This window comes from Providencia sp. 21OH12SH02B-Prov, from assembly GCF_027362595.1.
Lineage (GTDB): Bacteria > Pseudomonadota > Gammaproteobacteria > Enterobacterales > Enterobacteriaceae > Providencia > Providencia zhejiangensis.
Map to the genome: position 1 here is coordinate 148,905 of NZ_CP114797.1, position 22,812 is coordinate 171,716.

The window sequence follows — 22,812 nt, forward strand, 5'->3', positions numbered from 1 at the left end:
ACAGCCACCTAAAAGGGTAAAACGCTGTAATTGCCCTTTTGGGGTGCAAAAGAAAAAGCCCTCCCGAAGGAGGGCTTTTTATGCGGCCAAGGACAAGCCTTGCTGTCCTCTTTGCAACTCTGTGTCGTCGCGGCGATGTAAGCGTTGAACCGCCTTGATCATCGTTCTGACATGTCGCTCCAAAGAGGCTGGATGGCGTTTTGACAGTAGGTTGATCCAGTCGAGATAGATAGCAAGCGCGGAACCTTCGGTTAGGGCTGCCTGTATCGCCTCATACTGCCCTACGGCACTCTGGACCACATCATTCATCCACTGGGCGTCAGTATTGTCCAAGAGCTCGCAGAGGGCCGTATAAGCCTTCCTTCTGGTCGCGGCCATGTAACGACGAATGTTGGCGTTTCCGCTCCCCTCTCGCCCTTCCATGACGCTCATACAGAATGCGCTGGAGTAACAAAGCATCGCGTCAGTCACGTAGTTAAACCATCGCTCCTGATGCCGTTTCTGTTCTTCCATTGCTTCCTGGTCAAGTTGCTTCTCGATGAACAACCCCGTCGGAGTACGGTGGTGCAGATGGTACTTGAACGTTAAGTGCAAGTTGACCCACCAGCGTACCGTTGCCAGTCTTCCCTTGATTTTTCGCTTCACCAGATCTTTGTACTTAGCATCGCTAAGCACTTTGACATCCTTGCGCTGTTGGATTCCTTCCATCGTCTGTAGCCCTGTAAGGCCCATCTGGTGGTAGGTTTGACCTCTTTGCATCATACGGTGATACAAAGCGCCTTTTCCTTTCGCAAGCTGGATTGCTCCGAACCGAAGGTAGAACTGCGCTGCACTACCGGGCGTATAATGTCCCTTTAGTACAGACTCCCTTAGTCGCGGGTATTCGTTCCAGATGATGAACGCAGCGGAGTCGGGATCGACTTTCACTTCATCATCTTCTGCGAAGCAAACCACCCTTCTCTTTCCGTCTGCGGTATTGATCACTTGCGCTGCCAACGGGTCATCCCCGCCGTCAAAGTAAGCCATTTCCGCTAACGGATCGGCCAAGCCATCAGAAAGCGAACCATCGCCCCAGCGACCAACCTTCAACCACAATGGCTTCGGAATTGGTGACTGAGGAACGGTTTCACACTGCGGCTCGTCTTCCAGCAAGTCCAGATCACCCATCGACCAAACCCTGTGGTAAATCTCCAGGGCATGGAAAGGCTTATCATTGAAATGATGGAAGGCCCACATGAAGTCGATATGGACTAAAGCCTCTTCCGATATGATCCGGAATTGTGGCTCTGCCATTCGACGGTTCCAGTCGTTATCCTCTGCTTGACCAGTAGCCAGCTTGTATGCCAGCTCATCAGCTCTCTTTTGCTCCATGTAGTCCATGCTGCAACAGACATGAAGCAATCGTTCTAGGAAAACAGGACTGTAAACGTCCGGCTGTATTTTGATGTATCCGCCCTCGTAAATCGTTCGACCTACGGGATGGCGGTCTTCCCATGCGTACCGGCGTTTTGCCAAGTAGCGCTGGATGCGGTTCAGCCCCGACATATAGCCATGCCTTTCAGGGTCCGTGGCAAGCAACGTCTCCATTGACTTATCCAACCCAACAGCCTGGCAAGCCCAGCAACCGAAGCGAGCGCCACAGGCGTCACTGGCCTTCTTCTCTGTTGCCGACCACACGCACTCCCCTGTTGCCGCCTTGTAAAGCTCTGCCGTAGTGACATTGCTCTCCAAGTAACTTGGCAGAGGATATGCTGAGCCCATGCCAGCGGATAGTAAGAACTCCCAGACATCACTCGCCAACCAGTTTTTCACCACATACAGCTCACCCCCATCTTTCGTCTTAATGACGCGATCTGAGCTTCCTCGCTGTTTTGCAATGTTGGCCGCACGAATAGTGCTTTCAGCATCACGACTGCCCAGCAAAAGGCAGACTTTCTGTCGAACCTCTTTGGGAAGCTCTCGCATATAAGCTGCCTTCGCTCTTTTGGCAGAGGTGATTTTTAAATCCTGGCTACACTGGCGGGCCGTGGAGTTGGAAAACGTAGGCAACCCCCTCCCAGTAAGGATTCGGCCCGTCCAACTCTGCGAGATCCCAGGCTTTGCTAGAACGATGGTCAGAGGAAGGTTTTCCTTCGCAATGAAACGCTCCAGCTCGGCCAGTTTCTGATCCGCCAGCCACCTTACCTCTGGGCTTTCGATCAGTGTGTCAGTGTGCAAGATGAAGTGGTGCTGGCTGATGGTCGCCCCACTCCTTACAGCCCGGATCAGGGCCATCAGGAACAGGTGCAAGACCGTTTCAGAATCTTTACCACTGGAATAGCCGATCATCATGGTCCACCCATCAATTAAGGCCGTGTGAATGGACTCAACCGATGACGTGATCAACGATGACAGACTGGTTCCTCTACTGGCATCAACGAAGTTCAAATCCTCGTTATCAGTCAGTTCTGACCAAACAGAATCCCACTTATCCCCACGCAAAAGCACTGGGATGGGTTGTTCTGATAGATCAAAGTTTAATGTTTGTTGCATAGGGCCTCCTGGATTAGCAGGGTGCCCATCCCTTCCGGGAAAGCACCCCGGTAGGGTTAAAATTGAATCCTGGCTATCAGACCTGAACTAGCTGCTACTCGACATCTGGTTGTCTTCGTATTGCTGCTTGGCCTGTTTCACCAGATCAATGTCACCGTCTTGCAGCTTTTGAATATCAAGCTGTAGACGAGCCTTGTGTTTCAACAGTTCAGCGACCGCATTATCAATGTGATCAATGAGCGATTGGTTTTTTTGGATGGTGTAACTGTTGAGTTCATCGAGCAGGGGCCATGCAACACTCGAATGAGTGTTGAGCAATGGGTACTCTGCTTCGATCTCACAAACCACACCGTTTGCTCCTTCTCTGTAATGAGGGAACCCGACACGCAGACCGATACGACGATCCAGCGCTGCATTCACAGTACATTCCAAAGAAGTTCGGTTTGAAAAAACATCGTTGACGTTTTTAGACATGCTATATCTCCGTTCAGTTTATGACGGAGCCCCCCTAACAGGAGGTGCTCCCGTCAGGGTTGATAATTTGCTGTTTGTTTTTGGCAGCCAGCTACCGCACTTGAGCGCCTAAGGCACTTTCCGAAGCACCCTGGGAAACCGAGATGCTTGGGAAAGCGCGGGGTTTCCCCCTGCGCTGATTACCCTTTTTAAGGGGCCGGTACGCCGATTTCTCGGCGCACTCAGGTTGAAGCTACACAGTCAAGAACCAACGTTTCATAGGGACGGTGATGTCTATCATCCCGTTTCCACATGGATTCTGGCCCCAGAATCTGTAGGTCGTCTCATAGAAGTCAAACTCAGACAAGGACTGAATCTGCGCTTCTGAGATCGGCTCAAATGGTCCACCGCAACCGATGTGCATATTGAGCCCATAATCTCGAAGCTCTAGCTCTCCGAGATTTATCGTCTTCCCGCCCACACAAGCAACCAAGTTCTGGTTTCTGACGTCGCCTTCTTTGAACAGCAAAGCTGACTCATCGTAGCTCCCATATTGGTTGGTAAACTTCACAATATGCCCGTGCTTAGGTGAGGTTTGTTCCGACAACTCTTTCAGTAATCGCTTTACGCTTTGAAATCTCGCGTACAGAGCTGGCGTAAACTGCCCAGAGTAGTTCAAGTTTGGGCAGATCATTTCAAGCATCTCATCAGGTACAGATTCAAGCCCCATTTGCGCGGCCAATGGCTTCGCCTTTTTCAGACCTTCCTCAAGCACTCTCTGATTTACAAGTTGTTCTAATGTGTTCATTTGACTCTCCACTTTCGAGAGAGCAATGCAAGCCGTCTCCGGACTTACATTGCCCGTTAACGGCTTTATTGGTTTATCCCAAGAGGTACGGAGCTACGCCAGTCAGGAAGCCCATGACTCCCAACACAGCGCCAACCACGCCCAATTTGATTGACAGTTGGACACTTTGATCCGGATGGTTCCAGAACCACTGCCAGACTTCCCAGCGCCTGGCTCTGCGAACCTCAAGATTTACAGTGTCTTTAAAACGAACACCCAGAGCATCTACCGCATCGTAATCCAGCGCGACCGCCAGCTTTGTGATGGATAAATTCCCAGGGTTGCCCATCGCATACCGGAGAACCTTTGCTTTGGTCTCTGGGTTTACGATCATAACCGGCTCCCTCCTGAAAAAACGGGTCTTGTCTTTTCGCTTGGAATCCATGTTGCGGTTATGGAACCTGGCAATGCAGTGTTGAAGGCCTGAATCCTCGGGAGGTAAAGGCACAACAGTTTCGATTTTCATGATTACTCTCCTTTCGGATAGGCCGGAGCAAAGGCCTTTCGGCATTGCCCCGGTGAGTTACTAATGAACCAAAGATGAAGTGACCATGATTGCGTCTCCGGACATCATTACCGGGAGATATTCGCAAGGCTCATGGCCGCAGCTCTTTTTAGTTCCGTTAGGTGAATAGACAGCCAATTGACCATCCATAATGTTGAAGGGCATCCCCTGTTTTTTCGCTGCCGGTGACAGCTTGAGAGTGCCCTTTGCGTCAACCAATGCCGTTGCCCAATGGAAGTCTTCACCACCGATCACCGGCTGTGATTCATCCACGACTTCGACCATGATTGGCATCATTCCAACCCAGCTCCACAGGCTGTTCCCTAATGCGAGGGCTAAAGCCTCGAACGCGGGAAAGACTACCGATTGCCCGAGAATCTGGTGGGCAATAGTGTCCGACAGACCTTGGATGAGTTCCTCTGGTATCCCTTTCACTCGACAATGTTCTGTCGGTGTAAAGATGCGAGACAACTCCGGCTGTTCTGGATGAACAATGAAAGGTTCGGTACTTCTGCATTTTGCATAGTCCTTACCTATGGTGCCGCAAAACTCATCGTCGCCAGTCAGAAGCTGGCGAGAGAACCCCTTGCCAGCAGCTTTGTCTCTCAACTCCTTCTCAGCCAGATAGTCAAATGACTTCCAACGTTCAGAATCGAGCGGAACTGGCTCCAGGATGTCCTGTATGCGACTTTCCTTGGTGCGAACAGGCTGAACCTTCTCAAGTTCAAACCCGTCGATCCCGTGGGAAAGCGCAACAACACAAAGACGCTTGCGGCGCTCAATAACCCCAAACTCATTGCCGTCGAGAATGCGCTCTTGTAGGGAGTAACCCAACGAAGAGAGCACCGAACGAATCACTTCCATCGAAGCGGTGTTCTGGTACTCAGGCACGTTCTCAATCAGCACAACGGCTGGGTTTAGCGCTTCTACGAATTGCAGGAAGTTGAAGAACATGGCACCTGCCGCCTCATGCGATTCGGCAAACTCCAACTTGTTCTTACTGCGACCTGACTTTGACGCGCCGGTACACGGTATGCCCCCCATCAAAACATCCACCTGTGGTGGGCGTTTGCTGAGATTCACAGCCTGGATTGGCGATTCGATAACAATAGAATCTTCGTTCCAAAGCTCCGGGTTATTTGCCAAAGACGAATCGAGATATTTCCCTTCCATCTCCACGGCCACAGATATGGCACTGGCAATTCCCGCCTTGTGAAAACCGGCGTGAATCGCTTTATCAAGCACACCACCCCCATGAAAGAGGCTGCATACCGAAAGCGATTCTCCATTCTCCAGCTTACTGATAAGCCGGTTGACGCGCTCGATCACTCGCTCTTGTTGATGGTGAGCAGAGATCACAATTGCGCCGTTACGGATGAACACGCGGAGCATCTCTACACCGTCAAAAACGGTAGCAAGCTCCTGCACGGTCAGATCGATGATTGGAGACACCCGGCCATTGCGCTCACGCTTACTGATGGTGAACTTACCCTCCTCTTTGACGCGAAGCACAACCTGGGAATCTTTCAGCTCCAGATCATACTTCATGCCAGGATAGTAACCTTCACGCAGTAGCTTTTGGCCTTCCAGCCAGACGCGCTTCTTGCCTCGATGTTCTCCTAACTTGGTGTTTACGATAGTAGCCATGAGCTCTCTCCTTTCGGTTGAGAGGCCACTACCGTCCCAATCGGGAAGTAATGGCCCCGATGGGTTTAAAGTGGTTCTCAGTTCACAGCGATGCCGTGAGACTGAATGGCATTAGCAAAGCCAGCCATTTGTTCAGGGAAGGTGTAGCGGTTGATGTCCTGGCTGCGAGCCAGATTGACATGCACCTTCTTCACCTTCGTTTCGTCAGAGTCGTACTTTTCAAGCGCCAGCTTCTCAGCTTCTTCCGGATCTCGGCCCAGCGAGTAGGCGTAAATCACAGAGGTGAAGCCAAGTCCTGAGCCGAATGCGTAGACTTGTTTCTCGAAATGGACGTCAGCGAAATAGATGCTGAATCCGGATTTGAGGTTATGTTTTTCCATGATGCACTCCAAATAGTTTGGGGGCGCACCACGTCCCGAACCGGGCGGATGCACCCGGTTTAGGGTTAGTAGATTGCTCAAGCTGTTACGCCAGCCTGAGCCTTTATTGCTTCAAGCACGATCTCTGCTTCCTTGATAGAACCAGTGCTGTACAGCTTATGCAGCACCCGGCCAAGGTTCACAGAGATCTTTTCTTTCACTTGGAGATACTTGACATAGAAGTCATACAGTTTCTCCGCCTGCTCAAGGTGGGACATGCTCTCAACGGGAATGGTATTCCCTGGATTGCAGTACCACTTTCCGAGCACCTTTTGTACAAATCCCTCTTTGTCTCCTACGAACTGATTTGTGCCAAACACCCCACTGGTTGGTGAGCGTTGAATAACAGAAATCGGATTCGCAAAGCTGGCAAGAGTAGTCATAGTTGTGGCTCCATGTTTGTCAGGGAACCACCAGCCCGAGGGGCAGTGATCCCCCAAGGGTTATGTAGAATGCTGTTTGTTTGGGGAGGCCAGCTACCTCACTATTCACTCTCGACAGAGAGCAAAATCTTGCTTTCCGAGGGGCACAAACTTTCACATGTGAAAGTCGATGCCACTGGGAAAGCAGGGGGTTAACCCCCCGCTTTAACCCGCGCTAAGCGGTTTAGGATAGACTTCACGCCTTCCCTTACTCCAGATGGATCGTAACCTGCTTCATCGCAGCAGACCACAAATGAGAATGGATGTACCTCATCGGACATCACCCAAGCCATCGTTTCCTGCTTGATTTCACTTCCAGCTCGACCATCAGCAAGGACTCTAAGGCTATGCCATAAAAGCCCATCACGTAACTGCCTTACCTCATCATCAGTCCATTCAGGCTTTGGCTCAAATGGAATGACTTCTGCGGTCTTCGGCTCTTCATCCAGGAAGAAAAGCGGCAGCTCAAGCTGGTTTTCCTTCTGGATCATCTTCACTGCATTCATGGTGACTCCTTTTACGGGCACCATGCCCCCACAGGGGCATGAAGCCCCCAGTGGGGTTACAGTCATAGTTACTTCACGCCTGCCAGTTGAGAATTGATGTTCTCTTCCAGCCAGCCTTGAAGCGATTCAAGGTCACGTTTGTCTTCCGTATTGCTGGCTTTACGTGCATCTTCCGACACAGCGCTCAACATGGCGTTAGCCTCAGCAAGTGATTCAACATTGTTCCCAGGGAACACAATCGTTTGACTGTGATCTTTCATGGTCTTCTCCTTTGAGAATGGAGGACCGTCTCCCATCAGGAAGAGCGGCCCCGTGGGTTAAAAGTAAAAATCCTCCAGCTCTTCATGGTCAGGCTTTCGCTCAACTGGTCGAAGCAACTCAGCTTCATCAGCGAACTCAAGCTCAGGATGAAAAGCAGGATGAAATCCTCGATGCCAGACTGGACGGTCATTATCGAGGTCTAAGTAGCAGTGCCTCCCACTGGCTGGGTGATAGCAGTAAAGCCACTGTCTACCACTAACGGTAAACGGCTTCTCTGCACCTCCACATGCCGGTACAAGGTTATCTGCTGCTATATGCGCTACAGCATCCATAGGATCAGTCCTCATCTTCGTCATCACGAACACAAAGATCACGAGCAACTATTTCCGCAGCTATCAACGCATAATCGTTGCCCTGCCAGAACCACCGCTCCGCCAGCTCATAGGCTTCGCTGGAAGGTTCGCCATAACCATGAGCCACCACGTAATCGTGGAACACTTCATGATCAAATGCCTTGCCATCAGCTTCCATGAACCAACCGACAGGGCACTCCAGAATGCGATGCCTTACGACATCTCGCTCTGAATACCCCTCTCTGACGGCTTGCTCCAACATTTCCCGCGACATACCAGGAGGAGTGATGATCTCTATGCTGATCCCATCACTTCCTGCAAGATTGTCCTCGTATGGAAGACCGGCAAGTGTAAGGTGGTTGCGCTTGCACCAGCCTATGGTCCGAAGTATCCGACTTTTGTCAGACTCCCTGGCCGTGTATCGGTTAAGCTGCATAGCCACCTCCAGCACACTCCCCATCTTCGATTTCACTTCCGAGCTCGACCATTCCAATCAGGTCAAGCTGGGTCATGTCCGAATCCAGAGAGCAGTCAATTGCTGACTGAATGATGCCTTTGTGGGCCAAGCCTAAAACCGACTTAATAGTCGAAAGCAGAGACTCGGCTTCGCTCTCGATCTGCTCCAGAATGTCTTTCCATTCCCAGTGCTCAAACGGTTGCCAAACGACCAGATCCTCAGGTTCGTCTCCCCGTTCTACACACTCAGACAAATACTCATAAGCCTTGCACCAATTCTCTTGTTGGCCCAGTTCACTGAGCACTAGAGCGGTAGCATGACCGTATGCGATTTGTTCAACTTTGGTATTGATAGACATAGTGTTTCTCCTCGTAATGGATAGAGGAGCCCCACCCGCAGGAAAGGCTCCTCCGGATGGGTTAAATTTCCAAGGTCACATCGGTTTTTGCTTTAGCGCAGCAAACCAACACTTCCCCTTCTTTGACAAATGCGATGGGCGTCTCGTCATAAGCCACTTGACCTTCGAGTAGACGAACCCGGCACATGCCACAAAAGCCACTGCGACAATGCGTTTCAACAGTGAGGCCTTTGCTTTCGATTTGCGCCAACAGCACATTGTTGCTGGCTTGAAGTTGTACGTTCATGGTCACGCTCCTTTGTTGTTGATGAGCGCGACCAATCCCCTCCGGGATGTCACGCCCCGGTTGGGCTACTCAGCAAGTGCATAGACACCTACCTCGATGCGAATAAAGAACCTGGCATCTTGAAGAACTTGCCTGACCTTTGCTTGCCAGTGGTTGTTCTCTCGATGCTTTGCGTAGGGTTCAATCTCTTTGTAAATCTGCTCCAGCTTCAACGTTTTCCCCTGTAGGGTTCGGCGTATTGCAGCTTTCCACGTAGTCGAAACCATATTGGTTGCTCGACGGTGTACGGCAGCAAGAAGACAGAGCGATGAGGCAACGTCGTTACGACGAAACACCAACAGCTTTTCATGGGCGATACGCACCAGCTTCCCGGAATACTGAGTTCGGTCACTCACACAGTTGTGCTGTGTTTTGATGATCTCATCCACCAGCTTCCCAGGTGCGATACGTTCCACAAGGCTGGACAGGTTGAAATAATCCCCATCGCGCCTCAGGTTTCCCATGAGGATTCCGTAATGCCCTCCTCGCTCACAGGCGTCATGAATATTCATAACGGCCAGCTCAAGGGCTTCAACGAACTCAGGCAAATTCATGCGGCTCATATCCCATTTGTTGGGCTCGCCCCACTGCTTACCTGAATACTGGATCATGTCCCAGTAAGGAGGGTGCCACCAGATCAGGTGTGCAGGCTCTCCGAGGAACGAAAGGAAGTCATCCCGCAACAGGTTGAACCCCTGATGCAAGTCTGTCCCTTTGAAACGGACACCAAGTTCATTGGCAACGTCGATGCTAGAGCCACCCCCAACACTTGGGTCTGCCACCAGCCCGTTCGGCTTTCTCATGTAAGACTCAATGAAGTCTTTAACGATAAAGCCCGAGCAGTTGCCTCGGTACTTGTTGTTTCCGTAAGGCCCCCTGTTTTCGTAGGAGCATACTGATGATTTGAACATGGCGTCCTCCATCATAGATGGGGCGCACCATGCTCCCATCAGGGGCCGGTTCGCCCCTGGTTAGGGATTAAGATCAAGCGTTATCTGCATACCACCAGCTAAGGCGATTGCAATCACGAAAGAAGGTTGCTTCATCAGGAGCCTTCATCATGACCACATCACCTTCGCAGTAGGTGCATAGCTCAAGCGTTGCTTCATTTTTCCAAAAGGCACTGCACCCCGATTCTTGATACACAACCTCCCATTTGGGATGTCGCAAGTACCGATGGAAGAAATCGAGAGTGTCACCATAAGGGAAGTTGAAGCGCTCCATCACTGAACCATTTTCTGTCAGTTCAGGTTTAACCTTGCCGGTTTTCAAGCGCTTCTTGATGATGCGCTGAACCCAACGAAGTCGTGCAAACAGCCGATTGGTGTCTTTCTCGTACCACTGGGGATTACGCTTGCTCCAGTAGAGCTTGGCGAAGATTTCCCCGGACAAATCCTTCATCTGGTTTTCGTTGAGCTCATCAAGAAAACGTCGAGAAGGTTTGTCGTAGTCAAGAACTGCTTCCAAAGCTGATAGGTTTTTCATAGGGACTCCTTATTGCGATTGCGGAGCCCCGTCCCCTCAGGGCTATCGGAGCCCCATAGGGTTAATTAGGGTTAATGGTTGAACGGCGATTTATCGAGGGTTGGTGAATCGAATGGCTTTACCAACGAAATCGGCCATCAGTCGATTCCCAGTAGAGCTGAAATAGCTCTGCCACTCTTTCCAACCACCAACGGATTCCACCGAGCTTGGAGACTCGAAGATACCCCAGATACGCATTTCACAACCTCGTTGCAATACTCGGTTTACCTGGTCAACCAAGTATTCCTTGTTCTGCAATGAAGAGAGGTTGCAAGGCATCTGCATGATCAGCTTTTCAGCTTGCTCGAAGTCGATTTTTTCAATCAACCCCGTGCGGGTATCCACAGAGAATGGAACCACCTGTTGACCGTGGTTAGACCACAACCAATGGGTGATATAGATCGGATTAACGCCAACTTCCGCTGGCACCAATACGCTGCCGCAAGACCGCAACAGCCAGACCAGACGTAAACCATCGAATCGATCCAGAGACTCCACATCGGTAGTGATGTCATCCTGGTAGATTTCAGGCAGCTTATGTTCGGCGGCGAGAGAGATCATTACGGATTTGAGATTGTTCAGATGAGACATGTGTGCTCCTTAAAGTAACTTGGGCACACAGAGCCTGTCAGGCGCAGTGCGCCCTTAGGCTGAGGTTGAATGCTGTTTGTTTTTGGCGACCAGCTATCGCACGTTTCGCCCTCAGAGAGGACAAAATTCACTTTCTCAGCAACCCTCAATGAAGGCCTCTGAGAAAGTGGGAGGGTATTCCCTCCTCACTTTGATTGTTCCACGAGAGCTGTGTGAACAGGAACGCTCAAACTGCCCTTTTCGGGTGCAAAGCTCAAAGACGCATCAACTGCCCCGTCTTTTCAGTTCTTCGACCAGATGTTCAGGCACCTTACTCGCAGTACAGGCCAGCAATACATCGAGGCCTACCGGCTTGTGAAAGCGCTTATTTGACCAGGAATCGCCAACTGATGACTTTGCCCAGTCGATTGCTTGCCCAAGACGGTGGAACTGCCGCCTGCCTGTGTATCCCATACGACTATCCAAAGTAACACCCTGGAACAGTCTCCAGTACATCGGAGGAATGCGCTTAGCAAGCAGTAAAAAAGGCGTCTCCGGCACTGTAGCCCTTCTACCTTTGTTCCGATGATACAAATCCAAAGATGAATGGAATTGGTTCATAGACTCTCCAAATAAAAACGGCCACCCCCGAAGGGATAGCCGTTTGTCGTTTCACTTCCTGTTAAGCTGCAAAAGCAGTCAATGACCGCTCCATCAACTTAAACAGTGTGCGTTGCAGAGCTGCCGCATCATCAATGACAATGTTCTTTTGGAACAGTCCTGACACTGCGGTAGTCTCTACCCCTATGCCGATCACCTCAACATCGCTTCGTTCACAGAGGTCAATCACTGAGCGACATGCCGGGGCTCTTTGAGGCTGCCCGTCAGTCACTACGATCAACATTTTTCGCTCTTCACGGGTCTTGGTGAGTTCAAAAGCTGCATACCACATAGCTTCCGCCATAGGCGTACCGCCAGTTGCTTTGAACCCAAACCGACCGGCCCGATTCTGAACCGTATCTCCATGCTTCACGACACTGAACACTGGCTGGTTCCGGTTGCCACCAAAAAAGGTGACTGCCGGGTTTACGCCGGGTATTGCTTCCAGAGCCATCGAAATAGCCAAGGACGCTTCCCGCGCAATGTCTTGACGCTCCTTTCCATTGGCGGCCTTGTAGGCCATCGAGGAGCTCATATCAACCAGGATGTGAACCGCCGTATTAGGGCGTTTCTTGGCTTCTGGCTTGAGGAATACGCGGGTATCACCCGTCACTACACGATGTAGTTTCCGAGCATCCACACGCTTCCCTGATCGTTGGTTACGGTGAGCAACTCGCTGGCTGGCCTGGACCAATCCGTAGAGCTGCGTTCTTATCTTTGAAGTGGTGCTCTTCACATCCCCTACCAGGCTTTTGCCAACAGCAGGGTTGTCCTGGGTGTTCACAGCAGAGCGAACAGTCATATAGCTACTGTCCCCCTTATCTTGAGCCACCCGGTTGAGCTCGGCTTTAAGTGCATCATGCGCGTCACCACGCAAATCACCGGCACCGGCATTCAGAACCTGCTGGAGCATTTTGGCCGCGTCTTGTTTCGCCGCGTCAGAATTGCCACCAGCCTGGCTTTGTCCTGCCTTGCTGCCACCATCAGTATCCGACTTGCCTTGGTCGCCCTGTCCTTTCGGATCAGATTTCCCGTTAGCATCGTCTTGCTTCTGGTCTTTACCTTGCTGATCACCACCATTGGCATCAGGCCCTTGGTTTTGATCGTTACCACTTCCGCCCTGACTGTTCTGAGGTTGGTTGCCACCAGCATTCTGCTGGTTGTTACCATCCTGACCATTCTGGGGCTTTTGCTCTTCTTTCTCCTTTTCCTCCTCGATCATCTTGATGATTTGGTCGGCCAAGGATGTCACCTCTGCGGTTGACTTAGTGTTCACAGCCTTACGCAGTAAAGCGTTCAGCCGAACAACAACACCCTGAGGGAACACGCGCTCGAATACGGGGGTAGCCGAATCGAGATAGGGTTGAAGGACGGATTGCCCTACAGCCTTGGTTTGCAACCAGTACAAACAAAACCCTGTCAGAATGGAGGCAGGGGCCTCTTTGTCTGTGACGTGCTCGTAATGACCAGCTTGAGCCATATAGCGAGCAACCTCATTCAGGGTCTGCGACGTACCGGGGAAGAGTTCCATCATGGCCCGTTCTATGCGGCAGTCCTCCAAAACGTTGGACAACTCAGCATGAAGACCTCTGCGGCGCTCAACACCAAAGTCCGTAAACCGGACATGGGCTGCTTCATGGGCCAAATACCCCCAGACAGCATCCATGTGAGGATAGTCGTCGGGGATATTCGGAACCACGATGGTCTTACCATCGGTGTATGCGTCATCGTTACCGATGGCGACTTTGACACCGAGTTTTTCACCATAGGCTGCGGCCACGATTGGTAGAGCGCTGTAAATGGTGCGTTTTTTGGACATATCTTTTCTCCTGGTAGGGAAGGAGATAGTCCACCCCTGGAGGGAATGGCTATCCCCTCCGGGTCGGTTTAGTTGAAGTGACTATTAGAAGAAATAGTCGCCATCGTCGTCAGTTTTAGGCAGCTCCTGGTTGAGAGGCTCCTCTGTCGTCTCCTCTTGGACAGGCTCTTGCTCTACCGGAGTTTCCTCAGGCAAAACCAGCTCATCCTCAACATCAACACGCTCTTCTCGAACCACATCACCGGCATTGGATTCATCTTCCGATTCACCCTCGCCTCGTTCTGCAAAACTCTTGAAGAAGTTGTCGATGTCTTCATCCAGGTCAACAGAGTTACCACCGCTGTTAGTCTGTTCTGATTGAACAGATTCAGTACCACCTACCTGTTGCTGCTTGGTTTCGCCACCCTCTGTTGCAGGGATAAGCTCACCGGCTTTATCGCTTTTCTGTTCGGCCTTTTCATCTTTAGAACGGTCCCCCATCTGGGCTCCCGAACCGCCAATGTCATTAGCCATGCCCTCTACAGTAATCGAGCCATTGGCATACTGCTCGATGCGGTCCCTCTCGCTCATGATCAGCACTGCGGCCACGACCTGATAAAAGAAAGGCGCAACGATGTTTCGGCCATCGGCATGTTGCTCGTATCCCCGGAGGGTTTGGTCGAGCAGCTTGACCAGAGGGTTAAAAGCGCTGTTCAGGAAGCTAAGCCCATCCACCTTGTCGCGGATGTTACGGAGTGTCTGCCGAGTAGTGACCGCACATTGGTCTCGACCGGCCAAACGTTCCATATAGAACTTATTCGCTTCCTGAACCACTTCGGAGATGAGATCGTCACCCAGGCGCTCAACCTTGCGGTTAAGGCGTTTGGCGTTGGCCTCATCTTCGTTCACAGGCTGGATCATGAACACCTGGTACTCAAAGCCAATCCGCTCCTCGACCGTTTCCTTTGGAAGGGCTCCGGCACGGATAGCTCGTTCATACTCAGGGTTCTCCTGACACCATTCATCCACGGCTTTGTTGTAACCTTTGATGAAATCCTGTTTCAGTTGGTTAAACTGAAAGTTGATGTCATTCAGCTTGTTACAGATTTCATCGGTCTTGCTGACGGGTACGGCAAATCCGTTCATGAACGGCATACCGAATTTCAGCAGGAGGCGACGAGTTTCTGTTTTCAGGCGATGAAAGCCTTTCAGCTTAGCCGGATCACAGATCTTCTTACTTCCCAGTTGAGCTACTTTCTCAGGTGGAATTTCACCACCCTCGCCCAGCTTGAGATCAGATGCAGACAAACGGGTTTGTCCACTCCAGATGTCAAAGTCTACGTGGATAACACAGAGGCTTTGTAGATGGTTCACTTTAGTCATGATGCACTCCAAAAAGTTGGGGGCGCACCACGTCCCGAACCGGGCGGATGCGCCCGGTTGGGCTAGTAAATTAACGTTAATTTGCTGTTTGTTTTTGGCGACCAGCTATCGCACTTTTCGCTCTCCGAAGAGAACAAAATCTTGCTTTCCGTTGGAGACTCCCAGAATCCCCAAGGGAAAGCGGGGGAAAATCCCCCACTCACCAGTAGAACGTCTCTACTTCTTCCGGCAAATCATCAAGAGGAGCAAGCACGTCCTCATCAACAATGTACCGTGGCTTCACAGAGCCAGTAACCGTTACACGGCACCGCTCTGATGACTTCTCTCTGTACTGGTCAACATCCTCAGGCTTCACGCCTGACGCCTTATCAGCCAACAGCTTTTTGTAGTCTACCCGGCCAGCCGCTTTGTATCTCGTTACCATCACACCGCAGTAGTCGGCATGGAAGTATTCCCCCATGAGGGACTTCATGGTGTCGAGATGAGGCTTTTGCCTTTCTTGAAGCTCAGACAGTCGCTGTTTCAGCTCCTGAATCTCTGCATCATAGAGGCGGTATTCCTCAGCAGCAGCAATCCAACGGTTGACCTCTTCACCTTGCGGTATGTACAGGTCTCTCTCTGGATCTTTGTCGGGCTCCTTCTTGTCTACTACCTGTTGCCAGAACTTTTTAGCCTCGGCCAAGATTTCTTGAATCATGGCTTCGTCTCGGAGTATTGGAAACTCCTGAATCTGACCTTCAAAGTAGAAGACTAACCAGCCTTGCTTGGCCCCCGTTACCAGGAGCTGGTGTTGCACCTGCGGGTAATAAAGCTGGTATGCCTTGCTGTTTGCTTTCTCAGCACAAACATCTTCCCAGACAGTCGCACTCGGGCTTTTCAGCTCGACGGGCTCCCCGTTATCTCTCAGGCCATCCAGGGAGGCCCTCATGAGCGGGTATTGAACCGATTCGACACAGGCGGGGAGCAGCATGTCATCATACTTCTCCTCGAAAGCGCGTCTTGCAGCATCTTCGTTTTCTATCCCCCGGCGAACCAGCGGATTAAGACTCAGATCGACTTCACGCGCATACCCAGTCTTCTCGGCCCACAGTCTCCATCGTGTTTTGTACGGAGACCGATTGAGCAGGATAGCGGCGTCAGTGGCTGTTACACCTTGACGCCGCCAATCAAGCCAATCTTCCTCGCGTTGCGATAGGTTGACTATTTTCATGGACCTCTCTCCAATGGTTAGGAGGGAGATCTCCCCCAGCGGGGGAGTCCCCCCCGTTGGGGTTAGTAGTAACTGCCTTCCGCGCCCTCCTCTTCTGTAACAGGGATCATGTCCTCGTCACTCAAAGGCGGCATTTCTTCGGCACCAGGTTCAGCATTTGCAGAACCACCAGCGGCGGACTCTTGCTCGTGCGCTTCCTGGTAGTCAGGTTTCGGAGGCTCCATTTGATCCATCTCCTTGTCACGAAGGAATTGAGTCGCATATTGCAGTTCCGAACCTTCATACCGTCCCTTCACATACTCATGCGCCGCAGACCATGCGTTTTCAGCAATGGCGCGATTTGCGAGTTTGGTTAGGATCGGGTCAAGCTCTTTGTGCTCAATAGCCAAAGGCTCTTGGCTTTGAACTTGAGATGGTGAAGGGAGATTGGCAATAGCCGGGTTAATGGCCGATGCCTGCTCCATTTCACGGATGCGTTCAGCTTCATCCTGGTCATAAATACCAGAGAAACCAAATGCGACACGAGAACACTGGATCAGCGACTTGTGCCGGAGTTGACGCTTGGTGTGCGTTTGCCAGGGGCCATCAACAGTGTAAGCACCATTGCGACCTTGACCCTGAAACGGTTCACGGTACACCTCATCAATGAACTCCTTGATGCGGATAGGGCGAGATCTGTCCTTACGGTAAATCACGCATTCAATCCACTCAGGGCAGTCAACTTTCGCCCCCTGCATTCTGACCATCTTGTCCGAATACACGAACTCGACGCCATCATACTGGGGATGCTCGTTGATGATGCGGCTCCAACCATCAACACCTACTACCGGAATGATCCCATTTTGCTTGTCAGGAAACGCATAGATTTCCCGAGTGAAAGGGTTCAAACCGTACTGTTCAGCCACGATCAGGAGCGTCATCATCTGCTCATCGGTCGGGGCACTTCCATCTCGCTGCTTGAATGCGGTCGCCTTCAAAGTTTCATAGAACTTTCGGGTGTCCACGCCAAACCGGCTTGCGATACGGGTTACAAGAGATTTGTTATCAGACATGGTGTTTCTCCAATTCACGAATGAACGGTTTGAGGACACCATGACCCCCTCGGGGCATGAGTGCCCCCGTGGGGTTTAGTAAGAGTTGGCGGTGTTACCCGCCAGCCAAGTGGTGCAGCCGCATGAACGGGATGTCATCATCCCAGCCATCAGGAGCGGGACCATAGCCTCCGCCCATACCACCTTGCGGTGCTGATTGCTGCACAGGAGCAGATTGCGTACCGGCTCCTGTACGTTGCCCTTTTTGGGGCGCTGCACGTTGAGAGTTGTCCTGAGGTGCATTTCCACGACCACCAAGCATCTGCATTTCAACGCAGTGTACTTCGGTGGTGTAGCGCTCGATTTGTTGGCTGTCAGTCCACTTCCGGGTGCGGTTGCTCCCTTCGAGATAGACTTGGGAGCCCTTTTTCAGGTACTCACCAGCGACTTCCGCCAAACGACCTTTAAGCACAATACGGTGCCACTCAGTATGCTCTCTTTGCTCGCCAGACTGCTTATCGCGCCACGTATCCGTTGTTGCAACGTTGAAGTTGGCAACGGCAGTGCCGCTTGGCATGTAGCGAATTTCCGGGTCAGAACCGAGATTACCGACCAGAATTACTTTGTTGACGCCTTTAGACATCATGACCTCCAAGTTATTTGGAGAGGGCCAACGCCCCTTTCGGGGAGCAAGCCCCCGTAAGGGTTAAAAAAAGTGATCCTCTTGTTCGGCGTCGATCTCTGCCAGGCGAATCAGCTCAGATACAAGGCCAAGCCTTTCTGCATCTGCTCTTACTTCGTCGTAGCTGAAACCAAACCGTTCAATGAGGGGTTTTAGTGAATCAAAACGCTCGTAGTCGAAGGTATCACCCTGTTCATCACAGAATGCCACCAGCGGCTTCTCTACGTTTGAAAAGTCATCCGCGAAACGCTGTTGCAGGTAAACCAACATCAGCAGGGGTTTGTGACCATGTTCCGGGCGGAGTTCACCAGCGCCTTCCAGCGTAGCTGGATGGATAGTGTTTTCGCCTAGTCCAGTGCTAACCCCAAGCTCATAACCGCTGTCAGTACGCATCAGCACACTGGGTAGCAAGTCATTTGAGCCTTCGCTCCGAGCAACCTCAAAGCCGATTAAACCGGCTCCTTTGGCAAAAACCCCAGCAACAAAACCTTTGAAGAGGTTTATGTCACCTGGAGGTAACTCAGAGGGCGGAGATAACAGCCAGTTGAGAGATCCCAAGCTGGCTGTTTGTCCGGCTGAAACATTCCCCCCTTCCAGCACCGTCTGTGTCTCTGCGTTTACCAGCACCTCATCCAGAAAGGTGTACCCCTGGCTGAGAAACTGTGACACATACTGGCTTTCTTTGTCCTTGTAGGACATTGGGATCGTGTCTGGGCCGTTAGCTTCAAAAGGTCCTTCGAGCTTTGTCTCAGACCAATTTTCAGCTTTCCCATCAGTGACGGTTCGGCGTAGCTCGACCATCGTGAATTGGCCTGGCTCCGAGGAGCTGGGCTCCCGGAGCAACTTGTAGCCAATGAAGACTTCTATTGTGGTTTCGTCATTGCCCCACTCTTTAGCAGTGTAACGACGGCACAAACAGTCATTTTTCTTCATGCGTCACCTCTTAGCGCCATTGGTCCCCGAACACATCCTTCGCAACACGCAGGATGGCTTCACGCTCCTCTTTGGCCGCACGGATAAGCAGAGCTTGATCCAAGGCGTATTCAAGAGCATTTGGGGCACCACGGAACGCTAGAGACAGTTTCGCCCAACGCACCAACGTCCGAGTGGACATGGTGACGCTGATCTGACCATCTTCACCGTTTTCGCCAAGAAACAGTTTGCGGACCTGATTAGCAATCCGAACCATTCCCTTCCGCACATTTTCCGGAAGTTTCGGAGTAGCACGGCCAAGAATGCTGAGTTCAGCTTCCTCATCCGCATACCCTACTTTGGTGAAACGATAGCGATCCATAGCTGCGAGGTTCTGCATCATCACCCCCTGGTACAAACCAGAAGCATCACCGGACCCCGTAGAGTTACCAGTAACGACCACACGAAACATCGGGTGCGGCTTGATGATTTCCCCGCCATTCTGAGCGATCACAAGGGGACGCCCTTCAAGGACATCGTTGAGACCAGCCAGCTCGGCAGGGTCGGCCAAATCCACCTCGTTGATGAGGAGCAGATGACCTTCACGCATAGCGACTGCCAGAGGTCCATACATGAACTTCATGACAGGTGGTTGACCAGGCTTTTCCGCGACCAGAGCGTGATGTCCAATCAGATCTGTCAGCTCCATCCGCCCGTGGGCAGTGATTTGCTGAACAGGCCAGTTGAGACGACCAGCGATCTCGGTGATACCTGAGGTTTTGCCAGACCCGGTAGGGCCGGTTACGAACAATGCGTCACCGCCAGGCTCTTTGAGATAGGCCAAGACCTCTCGCAGAAACTCTTTGCGGAAAACGTAGTTGGTATCAGTGGCAGGGATGAAAGGGTTTGAACCGTCAGCGTAGCCGATGGCCGTTACCTTCTCCGGAATGCTGGGCATACCGAAAACCTTGCTTACTGAGAATTGAGAGTATTGAGACATAGGTGCGCTCCTATTGTGACAGGCGCACCACGTCCCGAACCGGGCGGATGCGCCCGGTTGGGCTAGTAAATTAACGTTAATTTGCTGTTTGTTTTTGGCGACCAGCTATCGCACTTTTCGCTCTCCGAAGAGAACAAAATCTGCTTACTGATGGTATTCACCATGAGTAAGAAGACTTTTAAGGAGCGAGGAGAGTAGCCTCTCCTGGAGGCTACTCCCTCAATGGACGAACATCACCACATCGTCGTTTTGACCAATGACCCCGGTTTCTTTGGCCCACTTCACTGCTTCACTGTGCGCCTGGTAGGAGCTGGAATACAGTTTCGGATCAAATTTCACCTCGCGTCCATCAGCCAGATAGATGATGCCTGCGTGATCGTCGTAAACATGAAGATTCTGTTGCATTCGACATTCCCCCTGTAGCTTGTCGTCAAAGCCAACTGACACCAGAAGACTTTGAGGACAAGCCACAGAGGCTTGACCAGAAAGAGAGGGGTTGCCCCCTCCCTTTGCGTTGACTATCAGCAGTAACCGAACGATTCAGCGATTCTCACGAAAGGACGAGAGATTGCCCAACCAGCAGGGATACACAAAGCGATGATAGCGATTTCCATGATGTTGCTCCTAAGCAAAAAGGGGCAACATCCCCGTCGGGGTATGGTTGCCCCGATGGGTTTGAAAGTGTCGAAGATTACTCAGCGACAGTTATTACCAAACAAGTTCCTTGCCCTTACGAAGGTAAGTCGGGATTTCGAGATAATCCCAGTCAGGTTCTTGTTTAGCGACTTCTTGAACTTGAGTTACCTCAGGTTCAACGACTGCTTTGGCTTGTTCAGCCTTGGCAGCACGTTCTTTGATGACGGCCTGTACAGACCGCATTGCAGGAACTGCGAATTTGTTCCAAAGGAACAAACCGATACGCTGGAACACTTTAGCGAGAACGATGAAGGAAAAAGCAAATGCCTTCGCGCCTACGTACAGTGCGCCCAGAGATGCAAGCAGAACTACAATGAAAGTGATGATGTGCATGGTGTTGCTCCTATGTAAAAAAAACAGGGGCAACACCCGAAAACCGGGAGAAGCCCCCGGCTTGGGGTTAAGTAATGCCATACGGCATAAGACTAGATGCTGTTTGTTTTCGGAGACCAGCTATCTCACCTATAGCCGCAGAGCGACTAAGATGATTCAAATATAGCTCACCTTTGCTAAACAGAAAACGCTGTAACTGTCCATTTTGGGCACTTCGAGAGGTCAGGTTACAGATTGACCGCATTTATCCTTTCCAGTGCGTTTATCTGTACCTCAAATTTAGGAGTATCTCTAATGGCAGAAGCACAAGTAGCACTGGACACAAACAACGACCGCAGCAACCACTACTCTCGCCCTGTTTTCAAGCAAGTTCTGAAAGTAAACAGCCTCCAAGCTCAGCGCGTCATGGAACGCAGCTTTGAGCGAGTTTCCAACTCCCTGTTCTCCATCGACGTGATCCTTCGCATCATCGGTGAGCAGGACGAAATCGACCAGGTTGAAACCGTCATCCTGGAACACATTTCCAAGGTCTCCGAAGACCTGGACAAAGCTACCGCCCAGCTCAACAAGCTGATGGAAGACAACGGCATCGACATGATGCCCGGCTACACCAACCCGAATGAATACACCATCGAGATCAACTCTCCTCAGGTTGCTCAGTTTGCACACCTGATCCGCAAACTGGATACCCTGATGGGGATCGTTGACACTCTCTGGCTGAACACCGTACTGACCAGCAAGCAGCGCACCGACGCCACTTACCAATGGCAGCAACGCCTCATCAAGCTGGCCGGTCGAATCATCGGCATCGAGAAACGGGCTCGCATTTCCGCCCACAGCAAAGGCAAAGAAGGTGAAGTGGCCGAAGCCGCTCCGGAATCTGCAACCGGCGACAAGGAAATCGCAGACGAAGCCGAGAAAACAAAAGCAGCATAACCCAGCCCAAACCTTTGCCCCTCGCCCGAGGGGCTTTTTTTTGTCTTTTATGGTTGCATTTTTTGATGCTGTGATATTATCGAAGTAAATCAGATTCAACTCAGGTAAGAACGGAGAACAACATGAAAAAGGCTTTAATCACCACCGTGGCTCTGGCTGTAGCAGCTCTATCTGGCTGTGCATCCACCAGCAGTTACGAACCCACAGCGTACAAAACCAATCACAGTCGCGCTTACAACATCGCGGAGGCCGGTGGCCTGGTAACAGGCATCCAAGACGCTTCTGTTCCGCGTGACAAGCTGGAGCGTCTGACCGACACCAAAACGTTTGGGGCAGCCTACGTGCTGTCTGGCTACATGTCCCCTCAGCTCGGAATGACCGACTGGCAAGGTGGCTTGGTCAACCTTGCGAACTGGGCTATCGGCCCCAAACAGCATGGCGCTCGCAATAGCTTGATCGCTTGGATGCCTGCTAACGAAGCAGTTTCACCGGCAGACGCTCAGGCCAAATTTCTTTCACATGTGAAAGTTTCCATTGAGTCAGCGCTGACTGATTTGGGTGCCAATTTCACGCTTCTGTATGACAAAGACGGTCGCCTAACCTATCAGTTCTACAAGAATGAATGGGGTTGCCCGACGTGGGTGAACGGACAAAGTAAGGTAGCTGACATGTGTTCCGTTAAGGTGAAAATCGTGGAGCCTCGCCTAGGGTCAGCTCCTAATTTTGTCTCTGGCGTTCAAGGTACAGCGTATGCCTTCACATCAGGCCATGAGACCGCATACAACTTTGTGAATGTCGGTAATGGGGCAGCAAGCCATGCTCCTCAGCAAGCGATCTACGCAGCTATTAGCAAACAGCTACCAGCTTGGGCCTACCTCTACCTTGCTCCAAAATCGGTTGAGCTGGATAATGGCGAAAAAGTTGCTTTCCCTTACCTTCTTGATCAGGGAAAAGCAGAGTTATTTGTTTACCCAGAAGCGTAATCAATCTAC

General features: G+C 51.4%; 29 protein-coding genes. 3 read left to right on the top strand and 26 right to left on the bottom strand.

The genetic code is table 11. The annotated features are described in order from the left end of the window. Nucleotides 1-78: 78 nt before the first annotated feature. From O7C57_RS20835 to O7C57_RS20865, 7 genes are all read right to left on the bottom strand, one after another. Nucleotides 79-2,532 carry a phosphoadenosine phosphosulfate reductase gene (locus O7C57_RS20835; RefSeq protein WP_001187969.1) on the bottom strand — a complete coding sequence of 818 codons (2,454 nt, stop codon included), beginning with the start codon at nt 2,530-2,532 and terminating at the stop codon, nt 79-81. Nucleotides 2,533-2,619: 87 nt separating this feature from the next. Next, complete coding sequence (locus O7C57_RS20840) at nt 2,620-3,006, bottom strand: hypothetical protein (RefSeq protein WP_000042274.1); 387 nt, start codon at nt 3,004-3,006, stop codon at nt 2,620-2,622. Between the two features lie 232 nt (nt 3,007-3,238). Next, nucleotides 3,239-3,793, bottom strand: a complete 555-nt coding sequence (locus tag O7C57_RS20845) for a hypothetical protein (protein ID WP_001093867.1) — start codon at nt 3,791-3,793, stop codon at nt 3,239-3,241. A gap of 73 nt (nt 3,794-3,866) precedes the next feature. Next, entirely contained in the window at nt 3,867-4,298 is a 432-nt protein-coding gene (locus O7C57_RS20850; RefSeq protein ID WP_000687894.1) for a hypothetical protein, read from the bottom strand. Nucleotides 4,299-4,358: 60 nt separating this feature from the next. Further along, on the bottom strand, nt 4,359-5,984 hold the full coding sequence (locus O7C57_RS20855) for a DNA cytosine methyltransferase (RefSeq protein WP_000201432.1): 1,626 nt from the start codon (nt 5,982-5,984) through the stop codon (nt 4,359-4,361). A gap of 77 nt (nt 5,985-6,061) precedes the next feature. Then, nucleotides 6,062-6,364 carry a hypothetical protein gene (locus tag O7C57_RS20860; RefSeq protein ID WP_000410925.1) on the bottom strand — a complete coding sequence of 101 codons (303 nt, stop codon included), beginning with the start codon at nt 6,362-6,364 and terminating at the stop codon, nt 6,062-6,064. A 77-nt stretch (nt 6,365-6,441) separates the two neighbouring features. Next, nucleotides 6,442-6,786 carry a hypothetical protein gene (locus O7C57_RS20865; RefSeq protein ID WP_000209093.1) on the bottom strand — a complete coding sequence of 115 codons (345 nt, stop codon included), beginning with the start codon at nt 6,784-6,786 and terminating at the stop codon, nt 6,442-6,444. A gap of 12 nt (nt 6,787-6,798) precedes the next feature. Between O7C57_RS20865 and O7C57_RS20870 the strand changes: the two genes are divergently transcribed. Beyond that, a complete protein-coding gene (locus tag O7C57_RS20870; protein ID WP_000498033.1) occupies nt 6,799-6,981 on the top strand; it encodes a hypothetical protein in 183 nt (60 codons plus the stop codon). On the opposite strand, the gene O7C57_RS20875 is transcribed toward O7C57_RS20870, so the two are convergent. The 19 genes from O7C57_RS20875 to O7C57_RS20965 form a co-directional block, all read right to left on the bottom strand. Then, nucleotides 6,978-7,331 carry a hypothetical protein gene (locus O7C57_RS20875; protein WP_000994741.1) on the bottom strand — a complete coding sequence of 118 codons (354 nt, stop codon included), beginning with the start codon at nt 7,329-7,331 and terminating at the stop codon, nt 6,978-6,980. The two genes, O7C57_RS20870 and O7C57_RS20875, sit on opposite strands and share 4 nt — an antisense overlap. Nucleotides 7,332-7,399: 68 nt before the next feature. Further along, nucleotides 7,400-7,591, bottom strand: a complete 192-nt coding sequence (locus O7C57_RS20880; RefSeq protein WP_000651508.1) for a hypothetical protein — start codon at nt 7,589-7,591, stop codon at nt 7,400-7,402. Between the two features lie 57 nt (nt 7,592-7,648). Then, nucleotides 7,649-7,924, bottom strand: coding sequence for a hypothetical protein (locus O7C57_RS20885; RefSeq protein WP_000340223.1), 276 nt, complete (start codon nt 7,922-7,924; stop codon nt 7,649-7,651). Nucleotides 7,925-7,928: 4 nt separating this feature from the next. Next, the gene (locus O7C57_RS21795) at nt 7,929-8,381 is read right to left on the bottom strand and encodes a hypothetical protein (RefSeq protein WP_001176699.1); all 453 of its coding nucleotides are present in this window, start codon (nt 8,379-8,381) and stop codon (nt 7,929-7,931) included. Then, the gene (locus O7C57_RS20895; protein WP_000026577.1) at nt 8,371-8,760 is read right to left on the bottom strand and encodes a hypothetical protein; all 390 of its coding nucleotides are present in this window, start codon (nt 8,758-8,760) and stop codon (nt 8,371-8,373) included. The genes O7C57_RS21795 and O7C57_RS20895 overlap by 11 nt, the downstream gene beginning before the upstream one ends. A 61-nt stretch (nt 8,761-8,821) precedes the next feature. Then, complete coding sequence (gene yfaE / locus O7C57_RS20900; protein WP_001102700.1) at nt 8,822-9,046, bottom strand: class I ribonucleotide reductase maintenance protein YfaE; 225 nt, start codon at nt 9,044-9,046, stop codon at nt 8,822-8,824. Between the two features lie 65 nt (nt 9,047-9,111). Further along, entirely contained in the window at nt 9,112-9,996 is an 885-nt protein-coding gene (locus O7C57_RS20905; RefSeq protein WP_000477209.1) for a hypothetical protein, read from the bottom strand. 73 nt (nt 9,997-10,069) lie between these two features. Continuing rightward, nucleotides 10,070-10,570 carry a hypothetical protein gene (locus tag O7C57_RS20910; protein WP_000793769.1) on the bottom strand — a complete coding sequence of 167 codons (501 nt, stop codon included), beginning with the start codon at nt 10,568-10,570 and terminating at the stop codon, nt 10,070-10,072. A 90-nt stretch (nt 10,571-10,660) separates the two neighbouring features. Then, a complete protein-coding gene (locus tag O7C57_RS20915; protein WP_000018872.1) occupies nt 10,661-11,200 on the bottom strand; it encodes a hypothetical protein in 540 nt (179 codons plus the stop codon). A 264-nt stretch (nt 11,201-11,464) separates the two neighbouring features. Beyond that, entirely contained in the window at nt 11,465-11,800 is a 336-nt protein-coding gene (locus O7C57_RS21800) for a hypothetical protein (RefSeq protein ID WP_001447572.1), read from the bottom strand. A gap of 61 nt (nt 11,801-11,861) precedes the next feature. Continuing rightward, nucleotides 11,862-13,658 (bottom strand): VWA domain-containing protein, encoded by a 1,797-nt coding sequence (locus tag O7C57_RS20925; protein WP_015063568.1) that lies wholly within the window; start codon nt 13,656-13,658, stop codon nt 11,862-11,864. An 84-nt stretch (nt 13,659-13,742) separates the two neighbouring features. Continuing rightward, the gene (locus O7C57_RS20930) at nt 13,743-15,020 is read right to left on the bottom strand and encodes a DUF3150 domain-containing protein (RefSeq protein WP_000170087.1); all 1,278 of its coding nucleotides are present in this window, start codon (nt 15,018-15,020) and stop codon (nt 13,743-13,745) included. A 199-nt stretch (nt 15,021-15,219) separates the two neighbouring features. Further along, complete coding sequence (locus O7C57_RS20935) at nt 15,220-16,230, bottom strand: YqaJ viral recombinase family protein (protein WP_000706865.1); 1,011 nt, start codon at nt 16,228-16,230, stop codon at nt 15,220-15,222. Nucleotides 16,231-16,292: 62 nt separating this feature from the next. Then, entirely contained in the window at nt 16,293-17,282 is a 990-nt protein-coding gene (gene bet / locus O7C57_RS20940; RefSeq protein WP_001282585.1) for a phage recombination protein Bet, read from the bottom strand. Nucleotides 17,283-17,376: 94 nt separating this feature from the next. Beyond that, nucleotides 17,377-17,907, bottom strand: coding sequence for a single-stranded DNA-binding protein (ssb, locus tag O7C57_RS20945; protein WP_000987165.1), 531 nt, complete (start codon nt 17,905-17,907; stop codon nt 17,377-17,379). 60 nt (nt 17,908-17,967) lie between these two features. Beyond that, nucleotides 17,968-18,876: a hypothetical protein gene (locus O7C57_RS20950; protein ID WP_000739139.1), complete on the bottom strand. Its 909-nt coding sequence runs from the start codon at nt 18,874-18,876 to the stop codon at nt 17,968-17,970. A 10-nt stretch (nt 18,877-18,886) separates the two neighbouring features. Continuing rightward, complete coding sequence (locus O7C57_RS20955) at nt 18,887-19,855, bottom strand: AAA family ATPase (RefSeq protein ID WP_000085160.1); 969 nt, start codon at nt 19,853-19,855, stop codon at nt 18,887-18,889. Between the two features lie 219 nt (nt 19,856-20,074). Beyond that, complete coding sequence (locus O7C57_RS20960; RefSeq protein ID WP_001186917.1) at nt 20,075-20,260, bottom strand: hypothetical protein; 186 nt, start codon at nt 20,258-20,260, stop codon at nt 20,075-20,077. Between the two features lie 303 nt (nt 20,261-20,563). Then, nucleotides 20,564-20,884, bottom strand: a complete 321-nt coding sequence (locus tag O7C57_RS20965; RefSeq protein WP_000547566.1) for a hypothetical protein — start codon at nt 20,882-20,884, stop codon at nt 20,564-20,566. A 294-nt stretch (nt 20,885-21,178) separates the two neighbouring features. On the opposite strand from O7C57_RS20965, the gene O7C57_RS20970 reads away from it, so the two are divergent. Beyond that, nucleotides 21,179-21,820: a hypothetical protein gene (locus O7C57_RS20970; RefSeq protein WP_000796664.1), complete on the top strand. Its 642-nt coding sequence runs from the start codon at nt 21,179-21,181 to the stop codon at nt 21,818-21,820. A 341-nt stretch (nt 21,821-22,161) separates the two neighbouring features. Further along, nucleotides 22,162-22,803, top strand: coding sequence for a hypothetical protein (locus O7C57_RS20975; RefSeq protein ID WP_223854615.1), 642 nt, complete (start codon nt 22,162-22,164; stop codon nt 22,801-22,803). Nucleotides 22,804-22,812 lie beyond the last annotated feature (9 nt).

Bases quoted from the DNA above. Each gene is read 5' to 3' on its own strand.
- O7C57_RS20835 (WP_001187969.1), bottom strand. From the start codon at position 2,532: ATGCAACAAACATTAAACTTTGATCTATCAGAACAACCCATCCCAGTG.
- O7C57_RS20950 (WP_000739139.1), bottom strand. From the start codon at position 18,876: ATGAAGAAAAATGACTGTTTGTGCCGTCGTTACACTGCTAAAGAGTGG.
- O7C57_RS20845 (WP_001093867.1), bottom strand. From the start codon at position 3,793: ATGAACACATTAGAACAACTTGTAAATCAGAGAGTGCTTGAGGAAGGT.
- O7C57_RS20925 (WP_015063568.1), bottom strand. From the start codon at position 13,658: ATGTCCAAAAAACGCACCATTTACAGCGCTCTACCAATCGTGGCCGCA.
- O7C57_RS20875 (WP_000994741.1), bottom strand. From the start codon at position 7,331: ATGAATGCAGTGAAGATGATCCAGAAGGAAAACCAGCTTGAGCTGCCG.
- O7C57_RS20895 (WP_000026577.1), bottom strand. From the start codon at position 8,760: ATGTCTATCAATACCAAAGTTGAACAAATCGCATACGGTCATGCTACC.
- O7C57_RS20850 (WP_000687894.1), bottom strand. From the start codon at position 4,298: ATGAAAATCGAAACTGTTGTGCCTTTACCTCCCGAGGATTCAGGCCTT.
- O7C57_RS20865 (WP_000209093.1), bottom strand. From the start codon at position 6,786: ATGACTACTCTTGCCAGCTTTGCGAATCCGATTTCTGTTATTCAACGC.
- O7C57_RS20965 (WP_000547566.1), bottom strand. From the start codon at position 20,884: ATGCACATCATCACTTTCATTGTAGTTCTGCTTGCATCTCTGGGCGCA.
- yfaE (WP_001102700.1), bottom strand. From the start codon at position 9,046: ATGAACGTACAACTTCAAGCCAGCAACAATGTGCTGTTGGCGCAAATC.
- O7C57_RS20915 (WP_000018872.1), bottom strand. From the start codon at position 11,200: ATGTCTCATCTGAACAATCTCAAATCCGTAATGATCTCTCTCGCCGCC.
- O7C57_RS20970 (WP_000796664.1), top strand. From the start codon at position 21,179: ATGGCAGAAGCACAAGTAGCACTGGACACAAACAACGACCGCAGCAAC.
- O7C57_RS20935 (WP_000706865.1), bottom strand. From the start codon at position 16,230: ATGAAAATAGTCAACCTATCGCAACGCGAGGAAGATTGGCTTGATTGG.
- O7C57_RS20885 (WP_000340223.1), bottom strand. From the start codon at position 7,924: ATGGATGCTGTAGCGCATATAGCAGCAGATAACCTTGTACCGGCATGT.
- O7C57_RS20930 (WP_000170087.1), bottom strand. From the start codon at position 15,020: ATGACTAAAGTGAACCATCTACAAAGCCTCTGTGTTATCCACGTAGAC.
- O7C57_RS21795 (WP_001176699.1), bottom strand. From the start codon at position 8,381: ATGCAGCTTAACCGATACACGGCCAGGGAGTCTGACAAAAGTCGGATA.
- bet (WP_001282585.1), bottom strand. From the start codon at position 17,282: ATGTCTGATAACAAATCTCTTGTAACCCGTATCGCAAGCCGGTTTGGC.
- O7C57_RS20860 (WP_000410925.1), bottom strand. From the start codon at position 6,364: ATGGAAAAACATAACCTCAAATCCGGATTCAGCATCTATTTCGCTGAC.
- O7C57_RS20855 (WP_000201432.1), bottom strand. From the start codon at position 5,984: ATGGCTACTATCGTAAACACCAAGTTAGGAGAACATCGAGGCAAGAAG.
- O7C57_RS21800 (WP_001447572.1), bottom strand. From the start codon at position 11,800: ATGAACCAATTCCATTCATCTTTGGATTTGTATCATCGGAACAAAGGT.
- O7C57_RS20905 (WP_000477209.1), bottom strand. From the start codon at position 9,996: ATGTTCAAATCATCAGTATGCTCCTACGAAAACAGGGGGCCTTACGGA.
- O7C57_RS20910 (WP_000793769.1), bottom strand. From the start codon at position 10,570: ATGAAAAACCTATCAGCTTTGGAAGCAGTTCTTGACTACGACAAACCT.
- ssb (WP_000987165.1), bottom strand. From the start codon at position 17,907: ATGATGTCTAAAGGCGTCAACAAAGTAATTCTGGTCGGTAATCTCGGT.
- O7C57_RS20840 (WP_000042274.1), bottom strand. From the start codon at position 3,006: ATGTCTAAAAACGTCAACGATGTTTTTTCAAACCGAACTTCTTTGGAA.
- O7C57_RS20870 (WP_000498033.1), top strand. From the start codon at position 6,799: ATGTTTGTCAGGGAACCACCAGCCCGAGGGGCAGTGATCCCCCAAGGG.
- O7C57_RS20955 (WP_000085160.1), bottom strand. From the start codon at position 19,855: ATGTCTCAATACTCTCAATTCTCAGTAAGCAAGGTTTTCGGTATGCCC.
- O7C57_RS20960 (WP_001186917.1), bottom strand. From the start codon at position 20,260: ATGCAACAGAATCTTCATGTTTACGACGATCACGCAGGCATCATCTAT.
- O7C57_RS20880 (WP_000651508.1), bottom strand. From the start codon at position 7,591: ATGAAAGATCACAGTCAAACGATTGTGTTCCCTGGGAACAATGTTGAA.